The sequence below is a fragment of the Serratia sp. BNK-4 genome (genome assembly GCF_048685115.1).
GTDB classification, from domain to species: Bacteria; Pseudomonadota; Gammaproteobacteria; order Enterobacterales; family Enterobacteriaceae; genus Serratia; species Serratia bockelmannii.
Genome location: NZ_JBLQTM010000001.1, coordinates 3918762 through 3931058 on the forward strand (window position 1 = coordinate 3918762; position 12297 = coordinate 3931058).

Sequence of the window (12297 nt, forward strand, 5' to 3'; positions counted from 1 at the left end):
GCTACGACCTTGCCGCCGCCATCAAGGCCTCGATGGCATCGGCGTCTTTCACCACGGTGGCGGTCAGGTTTTCATTGCCGTCGGCGGTGATCACGATATCGTCCTCGATGCGGATGCCGATGCCGCGGTACTCCGCCGGCACGTCCGCATCCGGCGCGATGTACAGCCCCGGCTCCACGGTCAGCACCATGCCCGGCTCCAGCAGCCGATCGCGGCTCGGCGTGCCGTAGTGACCAACGTCGTGCACATCGAGACCCAGCCAGTGGCTCAGCCCGTGCATGAAGAACTGACGGTGCGCCTGCTCGGCGATCAGCGAGTCGACTTCACCTTTCAATACGCCCAGCTCCACCAGCCCGACCACCATGATGCGCACCACTTCGTCATTAACTTCGCGAATGCTGGTGCCGGGTTTGAACAGTTCCAAAGCGCGCTGCAGCGACGCCAGCACAATGTCGTACACCGCGCGCTGCGGCCGGCTGAACTTGCCGTTGACCGGGAAGGTGCGGGTGATGTCGCCGGCGTACCCCTGGTACTCGCAGCCGGCGTCGATCAGCACCAGATCGCCGTCGCGCATCTGGCTCTCGTTCTCGGTGTAGTGCAGGATACAGCCGTTTTCGCCGCTGCCGACGATGGTGTTGTAAGACGGGTAACGGGCGCCGAGGCGGGTGAATTCATGATGAATTTCCGCTTCCAGCTGGTATTCGAACATGCCCGGGCGGCATTTTTCCATCGCGCGGGTATGCGCCAACGCGCTGATCTCACCGGCGCGGCGCATCACCGCCAGCTCTTCCGGCGACTTGAACAGCCGCATGTCGTGCAGCCACGGCCGCCAGTCGGTAACGGTGGCCGGCGCCTGCAGGCTCTGGCGGAACCCCTTGCGCAGCTTGTCCAGCGCGCCGAACAGGATCTGATCGGCATAGGCGTATTCGCCCTGCGCGTGGTAGACCACGTCCAGGCCGTTGAGCAGCAGGTGCAGCTGGTCATTGATTTCATCGAACGGCAGCGCGCGATCCACGCCCAGCTTCGCCGGCGCGGCGTCTTGCCCCAGGCGGCGGCCAAACCAGATTTCCGCCGTCAGATCGCGCACCCGGTTGAACAACACGCTGTGGTTGTGCGTTTCGTCGCTTTTAATCAGCACCAGCACCGCTTCCGGCTCATTGAAGCCGGTCAGGTACCAAAAGTCGCTGTTCTGCCGATAGGGATAGTCTGAATCTGCACTGCGCGTCGTTTCCGGCGCAGAGAAAATAACCGCCGCGCTGGCCGGCGCCATTTTCGCCAACAGCGCCTGGCGGCGGTTGTTGAATTCCTGCTGAGTCATTACCTTCTCCTGAAATCATGCCATCCGCACCGCCGGCGGAGGGGCGATAGAACGTTTAGTGCAACGTCGGTTTGATGTTTTCCGGCGCCGTGGGCTTGTGACGGGTGAATTCGCCGTGGCACATGATGGCGGCAACCCGCACATACTCCGCCACTTCTTCCAACGACTGTTCCAATTCTTCCTGATCTTCGTCTTCGTCGTAGCCCAGCTGCGCGATGTTGCGCAGATCGTCGATCGCTTCACCGACCTCGTCTTTCACCTGAGCCAGCTTCGGCTGCATCATGCCCAGCCCGAGCAGGAAGTGGTTGACCCAACCGCCCAGCGCGTCGGCGCGATCGAACACGCTAACGATCTCCCCTTCAGGCAGCATCAGTTGGAACAGGAATTCGTCATCTTCCAGCGTGTCACGCGTCACTTCATACAGCTGCTGCAGCGGTTGGCTAAGCGCCTGCGGGAAGGCGACGCCTTCGTTGGTCAGATCGTGCACCAGCGCCTGCCAGCCGGCGTCACGGCTGCCGCCGCACAGCAGGCCGCTGATCAGGCCGTGCATTTCTGCCGCGGTCAGCGCCACCGACTGCTGGTTGAGGGCCACGGTCAAAGATTGGTAACTTGGAAATGTATTCTGTATAGACATGCGCATTCGTCATCGTTGGCAGGATAAGTTCGTGTTATGCTACCACCAAGGTCCGTCGCTATACCAGATAAGCGCGACACCTCAGTGGCTAGTTATAATCGCGATGTGGCAGGTTTCACACTGCGCCGGCGGGTGACGAAAGTGCGGTAAATACGCATTTTGAAACCCTTTTTTGACTGGCAATGTGCGCCACAGTAGATTACAACCAGGTACTGAAAAAGGGGTTGTATCTTGGTACCGAGGTATATATAGTGGCGCCCGCTTTGACGGCCCGGCCAGGGCGGACAAGGCTGGCGCGAAATTTAGGCAGGAAGGTGGCATGTCTGCACAACCGGTAGATATTCAAATTTTTGGCCGCTCGTTAAGAGTCAATTGCCCGCCAGAACAACAAGATGCGTTGAATATGGCGGCGGACGATCTTAACCAACGGTTGCAAGATCTTAAAGTTCGCACTAGAGTCTCCAATACTGAGCAACTGGTTTTCATCGCGGCATTGAACGTCTGTCACGAACTTGCTCAAGAACGGTTGAAAACCCGTGACTATGCGTCCAATATGGAACAACGCATACGGATGCTGCAGCAGACCATTGAACAAGCGCTGCTTGAACAAGGTCGCATCTCTGAACGTCAGGATGCACAATTCGAATAACTTAAGTTGTTGAAATCAAAGTTTCAGCAACGAGTACAAAATTTCTCTGAGATGTTCGCCAGCGGGCCAGTCCCCTGAGCCGATATTTAGTACAAACAGAATGTGTTGCTCCGCGATCGGTGAGCACGCTCGGTGCGCCGAGAAGCCTTAAGATTGCGACGGCACGTTCACCTTGAACCATGGGTTCAAGGGTTACAGCCTGCGACGGCATCTCGGAGATTCCCCTTCTCAGCGGTTTATGTGTGCTGAACGCCACACTGAGCAAGCCTGATACGATGTCTTTTCAACCCCAATTCGCGCAGCAGCGCCAAGCCATTCGTCAACTCATTCGCCAACGTCGGCGTGAGCTTACGCCGGGCCAGCAACGCTTTGCCGCAGACAAGATAACCGAACGCCTCGCCGCGCACACACGTATTCAGGCCGCGCACAACATCGCGGTATTTTTGTCGTTTGACGGCGAACTCGACACCGGGCCGCTGATCGAGCAACTGTGGACGCTCGGCAAACAGGTTTACCTGCCGGTGCTGCATCCGTTCAGTTCAGGACACCTGCTGTTTCTGCGCTATGCGCCGGAAACACCGCTGGTGCGCAACCGCTTCAATATTCTCGAGCCGCGGCTCGATGTGCGCCAGGTGTTACCGCTGGGCGAACTGGAGGTGGTGCTGACACCGCTGGTGGCATTCGATCATACCGGACAGCGTCTGGGCATGGGCGGCGGTTTTTACGATCGCACCCTGCAAAACTGGCGCAGCGGCGGCCCCTATCCCATCGGCCTGGCCCATGATTGCCAGCAGGTGGAGCACCTGCCGACCGAGCACTGGGATATCCCGTTGCCGGAAATCCTCACCCCGCTCTGCAGCTGGGCGTGGCACGAGCCCAAATAGAGAAGGCCGGATCGCTCCGGCCTTTTTCGTTGCGGCGAGCCGCCGAATCAGAACAGCAGTCGGGCGCGAATGGTGCCGTCGATGGCCTTCATACGCTGCAGCGCGGCGTCGGCGCGCGCGGTTTCCGCTTCGATGTCGATCACCACGTAGCCGATTTCCGGCCCGGTTTGCAGATACTGCGCGGCGATGTTAACCCCCTCTTCGGCGAAGATCTGGTTAATCTGCGTCAGCACGCCCGGACGGTTTTCGTGGATGTGCAGCAGGCGGCTGGCGTTCGGACCATGCGCCGGCAGCGACACTTCCGGGAAGTTGACGGCGGACAGAGTCGAACCGTTGTCGGAGTATTTCGCCAGCTTGCCGGCCACTTCGTCGCCGATGTTCTCCTGCGCTTCCTGCGTGGAACCGCCGATGTGCGGCGTCAGCAGCACGTTATCGAACTCGCACAGCGGCGAGTTGAACGGATCGCTGTTGGTCGCCGGCTCTTCCGGGAAGACGTCGATCGCCGCGCCTGCCAGGTGATTGCTGGCCAGCGCGTCGCACAGCGCGGGAATATCCACCACGGTGCCGCGCGAGGCGTTGATCAGAATCGCGCCCGGCTTCATCAGCGCCAGCTCTTCCGCCCCCATCATGTTCTTGGTGGCCAGCGTTTCCGGCACGTGCAGCGTCACCACGTCGCTCATATTGAGCAGATCGGACAGATGACGCACCTGCTGCGCGTTGCCTAACGGCAGTTTGTTCTCGATATCGTAGAAGAACACCTTCATGCCCAGCCCTTCGGCCAGAATGCCCAGCTGGGTGCCGATATGGCCGTAGCCGATGATGCCCAGCTTTTTGCCGCGCGCCTCATAAGAGCCCACGGCCAATTTGTGCCACACGCCGCGGTGCGCCTTGGCGTTGGCGGCCGGAATGCCGCGCAGCATCAACAGCAGCTCGCCCAGCACCATTTCGGCCACGGATCGGGTATTGGAGAAGGGGGCGTTGAAGACCGGAATACCGCGTTTGGTCGCCGCTTTCAGATCAACCTGGTTGGTGCCGATGCAGAAGCAGCCCACCGCCACCAGTTTTTCTGCGGCGGCGAACACCTCTTCGGTCAGATGCGTACGCGATCGGATGCCGACGAAGTGTGCATCGCGGATGGATGCCTTCAGCGATTCGGTGTCTAACGCACCCTTGTGGTATTCGATGTTGGTATAACCGGCGGCACGTAAATTATCGACCGTGCTCTGATGAACCCCTTCCACCAACAGGAATTTAATCCTGTCTTTCTCCAATGATACTTTTGCCATTTACCCGACCCTATGTTCAGACTTCAGAAGCGGCTGTGACGACACAGCTCCCATCCAACATAACAAAAATAACGCGGGCGGCAATACAAACGATTGCCTGCCCGGCAGGACAAGGCGCAGCGTTGATGGCGGTTTACGGCAGAAAATGCCATAGGGAAAGTTTTCAGCAGAAGCTTTGGGGAGTCAGCTTTCACAATGTGACATAAGTCACCAAATTTGCCGTTTTTCAGAAAAGATATTTTAACCGAAGAATTATGCGGCCCGGCACTACCGGGCCACAGACGGCAGAGGCTTATTTGACTACTTTCACGCCTTCCGGGGTGCCGACCAGCGCCACGTCCGCGCCGCGGTTGGCGAACAGCCCCACGGTCACCACGCCGGCGATGCCGTTGATCTTGTTCTCCAGCGCGATGGCGTCGGTGATGCTCAGGTTATGCACATCGAGGATCACGTTGCCGTTGTCGGTCACCACGTTCTGGCGATACTCCGGCAGGCCGCCGAGTTTCACCAGCTCGCGCGCCACGTAAGAGCGAGCCATCGGGATCACTTCCACCGGCAGCGGGAACTTGCCCAGCACGTCCACCTGCTTGCTGGCGTCGACAATGCAGATAAATTTCTTGGCGATGGCGGCGATGATCTTCTCGCGCGTCAGCGCAGCGCCGCCGCCCTTGATCATCTGCATATGGCCGTTGATTTCGTCCGCGCCGTCCACGTAGATATCGAGCGAGTCCACTTCGTTGCTGTCGAACACGTGGATGCCGAGGCTTTTCAACTTGGCGGTGGAGGCGTCTGAGCTGGACACCGCGCCTTCGATCTGGTGCTTGATGGAGCCCAGCGCGTCAATAAAGTGGGCGGCGGTAGAACCGGTGCCGACCCCGACGATGGTGCCCGGCGTCACGTATTCCAGCGCCGCCCAGCCCACCGCTTTTTTCAGTTCATCCTGCGTCATAATATGTCCCTTGCCTCTGTACGAAAACGTGTGCGTATTATAGGGTAAAACGCTATTTTTCACGCCGGCAGGATCACACTTATTTACCGCAGCCCGCATTTTTACCCGCTTGGCGGCGAGCTGGGGGCGTGATTTTTCCACCTGCGCCGCACGCAAAATGTGGCATAGTGCCGGTATCATTCTAATTTAAGGGATATCTTTCCGATGAAACGCCCAGACTATCGTACGCTGCAAGCGCTGGACGCGGTGATCCGTGAGCGCGGCTTCGAGCGCGCCGCGCAAAAACTCTGTATCACGCAATCGGCGGTATCCCAACGCATCAAACAGCTGGAAAACCTGTTCGGCCAACCGCTGCTGGTTCGTACCGTGCCGCCGCGCCCGACCGAACAAGGGCAAAAGCTGCTGGCGCTGCTGCATCAGGTGGAGCTGCTGGAAGAAGAGTGGCTCGGCAATGACACCGGCGTCGATACGCCGCTGCTGCTGTCGCTGGCGGTCAACGCCGACAGTCTGGCAACCTGGCTGCTGCCGGCGCTGAAGCCGGTGCTGGCGGACTCCCCCATTCGCCTGAATCTGCAGGTGGAAGATGAAACCCGCACCCAGGAGCGGCTGCGCCGCGGTGAGGTGGTGGGCGCGGTGAGTATTCAGCCGCAGCCGCTGCCGAGCTGCCTGGTGGATCGGCTGGGGGCGCTGGACTACCTGTTCGTGGCCTCCCGCGGCTTCGCCGAGCGCTATTTCCCGAACGGCGTCACCCGCTCCGCGCTGCTGAAAGCGCCGGCGGTGGCCTTCGATCATCTCGACGACATGCACCAGGCATTTCTGCAGCAGAACTTCGATCTGTCGCCGGGCAGCGTGCCCTGCCACATCGTGAACTCATCGGAAGCCTTCGTGCAGCTGGCGCGTCAGGGCACCACCTGCTGTATGATCCCGCATCTGCAGATCGAAAAGGAGCTGGCATCCGGTGAACTGATCGATCTGACGCCCGGGCTATACCAGCGCCGCATGCTGTACTGGCACCGTTTCGCGCCGGAAAGCCGCATGATGCGCAAAGTGACCGACGCGCTGCTGGAACACGGTCATCTGGTGCTGCGTCAGGATTAAAACGAAAAAAGGTTCGCCGCAGCGAACCTTTTCTTCAATACGATAACCTTACTGCGCGGCGTTACGCTGCAGCTCGAACACCACGTCCACCTGATCGTCGAAGTGAATGCTTTGCTGTTCATAGGTTTGCGCCGCGTCGCTTTCCGCCGCCGCACCGGCCGCTTTATACATCCGCGCCACCGGCATCGGCTGGTAGTTGGCGACCCGGTAGCGAATGCTGTACACCGGCCCCAGCTTGGCGTGGAAGCCTTTGGCCAGGGATTCTGCCTGTTGAGTCGCGTTCTCGATCGCTTTTTGCCGCGCCTGCTCGCGATACACGTCCGGCTTGGCGACGCCCAGCTCCACCGCACGGATCTCGTTCAGGCCGGATTTCAGCGCGCCGTCCAGCAGCTCGTTCAGCTTGTCCAGCTGACGCAGAGTCACCTGCACCTGGCGCACCGCCCGGTAGCCCTTCAACACCGACTCGCCGGTTTTCAGGTAATCGTATTCCGGCTGGGTGCGCAGGTTGGCGGCGCTGATGTCTTTCTTCTCGATGTTGTTTTTCTGCAGGAAATCAAAGTACTGCGCCACGCGCTCGTCTACCTGCTTCTTCGCTTGGGCGGCGTCTTTGGAGGAGACGCTCACTTCGATCGCCAGGGTGGCGATATCCGGCGTGGCGTCCACGCTGGCGGTGCCGGAGGTGACGACGTGCGGCCCTTCAGGCACTTCAGCCGCCTGCAGCGCCATCGGTAACGTCCCTAATCCGACCATTGCGGCCATAGCCAATGCTTTTAGCTTCACAGTGTCTCCTTAATGACAGGCTGTCTCTGATCGCCGGCTTTTCCCTGTGAGAACCGCCGGTTTCCTGGCATCAAACGTAGCATATCGCGCGGCGTTTTGAATTCGGATTAGTGACAAATTCTTATAAATTTGCCCCCTGCCAGGCCAGCTGCAGCGCGATGCCCCACATCACCAGCCCGACCAGCGCGTTGATGATGCGCTGCGCCCGCTGCGTGTTCAGCCACGGCGCCAGCCAGGAGGCCAGCAGCGCCAACCCGAAGAACCACACCGCCGACGCGCTGACCGCGCCAAGCGCGAACCAGGAACGCACGTCCGCCGTCAGCTGCCCGCCCAGGCTGCCGAGCACCACAAAGGTATCCAGATAGACGTGCGGGTTCAGCCAGGTGACCGCCAGCATGGTGACCACGAGGCGCCAGCGGCTCTGCGCCAGCTCCTGCGCCGCGGCCTGCGCAGGTTGCGGGCTGAAGGCGGAACGGAACGCGCCCCAGCCGTACCACAGCAGAAACGCCACCCCGCCCCAGGTGACCAGCGCCAGCAGCAACGGCGAGCGGGTCAGCAATGCGCTGCCGCCGAAAATACCGGCGCAGATCAGCACGATATCGCTCAACGCGCACAACGAGGCAATCATCAAATGATACTGGCGGCGAATGCCCTGGTTCATCACGAATACGTTCTGCGGGCCCAGCGGCAGGATCATGGCGGCGCTCAGGGCAAAGCCCTGCAGGAAGACGGCTAACATGGGGATTCCTCGAATGATAAAAGGCGCCGGACGAGGGCGCGTGTCGGTCAACACGCGCATCATACGAGGAAGCGATCATTAGGTGAAATTGATGTTTCTAATCCAGTATCAGAGACGCTAATACTTAAATCGGCGTGACGAACCCCAGCTCCTGAGAGATGCGTTGCGCGGTGGCCAGCACCGGTTTAATCAGGCTTTTGACGCCGATCTGCTGCAGCTTGGCGGTCGGCAGAGAAACCGACACCGCATAAGGCACGCGCTGTTGAATATCGAACACCGGTGCCGCCACGCAGGAGACCCCCAGCTCGTTTTCCTCGCGATCCATCGCCATGCCGCGCTGGCGAATATCGGCCAGTTCCTCATACATCTTCGGCAGCTCGGTAATGGTATTGCGCGTCAGCGTCTGAATCTCTTGCTGGTGAGTCTGCCAGTAGTGAGCCGGGTAATCATCGTTGCCGTAAGCCATGAAGATTTTACCCATCGCCGAACAGTACAGCGGCATATGCTGGCCGATATAGGCGCGGGTGCGCATCATGCCGGTGGTCGGCTCCAACTTGTAGATCAGGATGACGTGGTCGTCTTCGCGGCTGGAGAAGTTGACCGTCTCCCCCACTTCCAGATTCAGCTGTTCCAAATGCGGCGCGGCCACGTGAATGATGTTGAGTGACGACAGCGCCTTCTGGCCGATGGAAATGAACTTGGTGGTCAGGCGGTAGCTGCCCGGCGACGGCGCCTGGGTCACATAGCCGCTGGTGTGCAACCCCTGCAGCAGGCGGTGCACCGTGCTCTTGTTCATGCCGGCCAGCTCGGACAAATGCGCCAGCGGACATCCGTTGGGGAAATTACTCAGGATCTCAATCAACTGCAAACCGCGGAACAGGCTTTGGCTGCCCAGCGGTTTGTCTTTCTTGTCATCTTTCTCGTCGACGGCTTTCAGGCTCATAGCGAAAATCTCTCCAGTGTCGAACCGCCAACCGGCGCTGCGGCAAAGTCAGCAGGCTCTTTGCCGGGCATGTTACCCCAAGGCCCGCATCAGGTGAAGACGGAACGCCGTTTCATTGTCCGCAGCGGGATAAAAATCCGCAATATTTCCCCCGTGTTGAAGTGAGCCATCGGTCACACTTCCGCAAAGTAAAAAATAACTCATTGTTTAATAACAATAATTAAAACCTCACCGCCTTTGATTTAGCGCAACGAACGTCATATTATTTTTGAAATTGAATTTCGCATATTGAAATTTAAAGACCAGATACTCACCAGCAGTTTGGCTAATTTGCCCGACATCTTCGCACGGGCACGACACCAGGGGCGCATCACATGACTATGGATAATGCGGCACAACCCATCCTTACCCTCAGCCACATCGTCAAACGATTTGGCGGCAACGTGGCGGTCAACGACGTCAGCCTGCAGGTGATGCCGGGCGAAGTTCTGGCGTTGCTGGGCGAAAATGGCGCCGGCAAATCGACGCTGATCAAAGTGCTGGCTGGCGTCTACCCGCGCGACGGCGGCGATATTCGCTTTCAGGGCGCAAGCATCGCCTCCGCCGCCGCGATAAAAAGCACCAGCCGCCAGCCGATCGCCTTTATTCATCAGGATCTCGGCCTGATCGAATGGATGACGGTGGCGGAGAACATGGCGCTGGTGATGGGGTTTCCCCGCCGCTTTGGGCTGATCGACTGGCGCGCCATTCGCCGCCGGGCGGCGCAGGCGCTGCAAGACGTCGGCATCGCGCTCGATCCCGATGCGCGCGTCTTCGAACTGTCGCGCACCGAAAAATCGCTGCTGGCGATCGCTCGCGCGGTGGCGGTCAACGCCGAGCTGCTGGTGCTGGATGAACCGACCGCCTCCCTGCCCGCCAACGACGTGCGTCATCTGTTCGCCGTGATCAACCGGCTGCGCGCCAAAAAGGTCGGCATGATTTATGTCACCCACCGTCTGGACGAAGTGATCGAAATCGCCGATCGGATCTGCGTGATGCGCGACGGGCGCTATGTCGCCGGCGGTCGCACCGCCGACTACTCGCTGCGCGATCTGGTGCAAACCATCGTCGGCGAAGCGATGGCGGACGATCAGCGCGAACCGCTGCCGGAACATCGTCCGCCGGTGCTGCAGCTCGATAGCGTCACGGTGGGCGACATCGGCCCGGTGAGCTTCGACTTGCAGCCGGGCGAGATGCTGGCGCTGGCCGGCCTGCGCGGGGCCGGGCAAGAAGAGATTGGCCGGCTGCTGTTCGGGTTGCGCCAGGCCGACGGCGGCGCGATTCGATTTCGCGATCGGCCCTATCAGGCGAGCACCCCGCAGCAGGCGATGGCCTGCGGCGTTTCGCTGGTGGCGGGCGATCGCACCGGCGAAAGCCTGGTGATGTCGATGAGCGTGCGTGAAAACCTGTTTATCAACCCCTGCGCCAGCGGCCACCGGCTGCTCTCCCGCTACGGGCGGCGAGCGGAGATCGGCGCCAGTTGGTGGAAGGTGCAGCTGTTCGACGTACGCCCCAAGGACGTCAATATCGATATCAGCGCGCTATCCGGCGGCAACCAGCAAAAGGTGGTGATGGCGCGCTGGATGCATCTGGGGGCGCCGCTGCTGATCCTGGAAGATCCCACCGCCGGCGTGGACGTCGGCGCGCGCGCGGAAATCTACCATCTGCTGAATAAATCCCTGGCGGAAGGCGTGGCAGTGCTGGTTATCTCCAACGATTTCGAGGAGATCGCCCATATTTGCAACCGCGCACTGGTATTCAACCGCGGGAAAGTGGTCGGCGAGCTGAAAAATCAGCAGGTGTCATTCGCCAATTTATTGGAGCTGGCCTCTGCCAGCACCGGGGAAAACGTCGCAATCACGTCAGAATCCGAGGTAGGCCATGTCTAAAACATCCGTTAAATCAACCGCACTGGAGCAGCGCGTCAGCCTGGCGCAGGACGGCGCCGGCCCGTGGCTGATGCAGGTTCTCACCCGCTATGGCCTGCTGCTGCTGTGCATCGCGCTGGTCGTGCTGTTCTCACTGCTCACCCCCTCCTTCGCATCAATGCTGACGCTTCAGGCTATCTTGTCGAGCAAGGCCAAAATCGCCCTGTTGGCGCTGGCGGCGACCATCCCGATGATCGTGGGCAAGATCGATCTTAACGTCGGTTTCGGCATTGTGCTGTGGCACATTCTGGCGATCACGCTGCAGGTGGAATACGGCTTCTCCTGGCAGATGGCGGTGCTGACGGTGCTGGCGATCTCGGCGCTGTACGGGTTGCTGAACGGCATTCTGGTGGCGCTGGCCGATATCGACAGCTTCGTCGCCACCCTCGGCTCCGGCACCGTACTGTACGCCATTGCCCTGTGGCACTCCGGCGGGCGGCAGATCGTCGGCGACTTGCCGGATGCCTTCATCGCGCTGCACCACACCGAGATCGCCGGCATTCCGATCGTGGCATTTTACGTGCTGATCGTCGCGGTGGTGCTGTGGCTCATCACCGAACACACCCCGCTCGGCCGCTGCATGTATGCGGTGGGCGGCAACCCGGCGGCGGCGCGCCTGAACGGCATCTCGGTCAACCGCTTTACCATCGGCGCCTTCATCGCCTCCAGCGTGCTCACCGGTTTCAGCGGCGTGTTGATCGCTGCCGAACAGGGCGTCGGCCAGGCCAGCGTCGGCATGGACTATCTGCTGCCAGCGCTGGTCGGCGCCTTCCTCGGCAGCACCACCATTCGCCCAGGGCGCGTCAACGTCTGGGGCACCGTGGTCGGCATCGCCATTCTGGCTATCGGCATCGCCGGCATCCAGCAGTTCGGCGGCGAATTCTGGGTCGAGCCGCTGTTCAACGGCGCGACGCTGTTGCTGTCGATCACTCTGGCCGGCTATGCCCAACGCCGCCGGCTGCTCAATCAGAAAGCGGTACAACGCAGCCAGGCGACGCCGGCTGACAACAACAATCAGACAGCGACTCACCCTTAAACCAGGAGCACACC

At 60.2% G+C, this 12297-nt stretch carries 12 protein-coding genes and 1 other RNA gene; 6 read left to right on the plus strand and 7 right to left on the minus strand.

Annotation, left to right across the window (positions count from 1 at the left end):
* Position 1: 1 nt before the first annotated feature.
* Both pepP and ACMGGW_RS18760 read right to left on the minus strand, forming a co-directional pair.
* Positions 2-1318, minus strand: coding sequence for a Xaa-Pro aminopeptidase (gene pepP, locus ACMGGW_RS18755; RefSeq protein ID WP_025304153.1), 1317 nt, complete (start codon positions 1316-1318; stop codon positions 2-4).
* Positions 1319-1373: 55 nt separating this feature from the next.
* Complete coding sequence (locus ACMGGW_RS18760; protein ID WP_049296197.1) at positions 1374-1952, minus strand: YecA family protein; 579 nt, start codon at positions 1950-1952, stop codon at positions 1374-1376.
* A 319-nt stretch (positions 1953-2271) separates the two neighbouring features.
* On the opposite strand from ACMGGW_RS18760, the gene zapA reads away from it, so the two are divergent.
* From zapA to ACMGGW_RS18775, 3 genes are all read left to right on the plus strand, one after another.
* Positions 2272-2601 (plus strand): cell division protein ZapA, encoded by a 330-nt coding sequence (gene zapA / locus ACMGGW_RS18765; protein WP_004931621.1) that lies wholly within the window; start codon positions 2272-2274, stop codon positions 2599-2601.
* Between the two features lie 40 nt (positions 2602-2641).
* Positions 2642-2824: non-coding RNA, 6S RNA (gene ssrS / locus ACMGGW_RS18770), on the plus strand.
* A 52-nt stretch (positions 2825-2876) separates the two neighbouring features.
* Positions 2877-3485 (plus strand): 5-formyltetrahydrofolate cyclo-ligase, encoded by a 609-nt coding sequence (locus ACMGGW_RS18775; RefSeq protein WP_089181256.1) that lies wholly within the window; start codon positions 2877-2879, stop codon positions 3483-3485.
* A gap of 47 nt (positions 3486-3532) precedes the next feature.
* Here ACMGGW_RS18775 and serA read toward each other — a convergent pair whose 3' ends face one another.
* Both serA and rpiA read right to left on the minus strand, forming a co-directional pair.
* Positions 3533-4771: a phosphoglycerate dehydrogenase gene (gene serA, locus ACMGGW_RS18780; RefSeq protein WP_025304156.1), complete on the minus strand. Its 1239-nt coding sequence runs from the start codon at positions 4769-4771 to the stop codon at positions 3533-3535.
* Positions 4772-5063: 292 nt separating this feature from the next.
* Positions 5064-5720 carry a ribose-5-phosphate isomerase RpiA gene (gene rpiA, locus ACMGGW_RS18785; protein ID WP_025304157.1) on the minus strand — a complete coding sequence of 219 codons (657 nt, stop codon included), beginning with the start codon at positions 5718-5720 and terminating at the stop codon, positions 5064-5066.
* A 204-nt stretch (positions 5721-5924) separates the two neighbouring features.
* Here rpiA and ACMGGW_RS18790 point away from each other — a divergent pair, with 204 nt between their 5' ends.
* On the plus strand, positions 5925-6818 hold the full coding sequence (locus ACMGGW_RS18790; RefSeq protein WP_025304158.1) for a LysR family transcriptional regulator ArgP: 894 nt from the start codon (positions 5925-5927) through the stop codon (positions 6816-6818).
* A 48-nt stretch (positions 6819-6866) separates the two neighbouring features.
* Here the strand turns inward: ACMGGW_RS18790 and ACMGGW_RS18795 are convergent, their stop codons facing one another.
* From ACMGGW_RS18795 to ACMGGW_RS18805, 3 genes are all read right to left on the minus strand, one after another.
* Positions 6867-7598: an oxidative stress defense protein gene (locus ACMGGW_RS18795; protein WP_025160209.1), complete on the minus strand. Its 732-nt coding sequence runs from the start codon at positions 7596-7598 to the stop codon at positions 6867-6869.
* Positions 7599-7719: 121 nt separating this feature from the next.
* Entirely contained in the window at positions 7720-8337 is a 618-nt protein-coding gene (argO, locus tag ACMGGW_RS18800; protein ID WP_025304159.1) for an arginine exporter ArgO, read from the minus strand.
* Positions 8338-8461: 124 nt separating this feature from the next.
* Positions 8462-9280, minus strand: coding sequence for an IclR family transcriptional regulator (locus tag ACMGGW_RS18805; protein ID WP_025304160.1), 819 nt, complete (start codon positions 9278-9280; stop codon positions 8462-8464).
* 374 nt (positions 9281-9654) lie between these two features.
* Here ACMGGW_RS18805 and ACMGGW_RS18810 point away from each other — a divergent pair, with 374 nt between their 5' ends.
* Positions 9655-11208, plus strand: coding sequence for a sugar ABC transporter ATP-binding protein (locus tag ACMGGW_RS18810; protein ID WP_025304161.1), 1554 nt, complete (start codon positions 9655-9657; stop codon positions 11206-11208).
* Positions 11201-12283 carry an ABC transporter permease gene (locus tag ACMGGW_RS18815; protein WP_016930014.1) on the plus strand — a complete coding sequence of 361 codons (1083 nt, stop codon included), beginning with the start codon at positions 11201-11203 and terminating at the stop codon, positions 12281-12283. The genes ACMGGW_RS18810 and ACMGGW_RS18815 overlap by 8 nt, the downstream gene beginning before the upstream one ends.
* Positions 12284-12297: the final 14 nt, after the last annotated feature.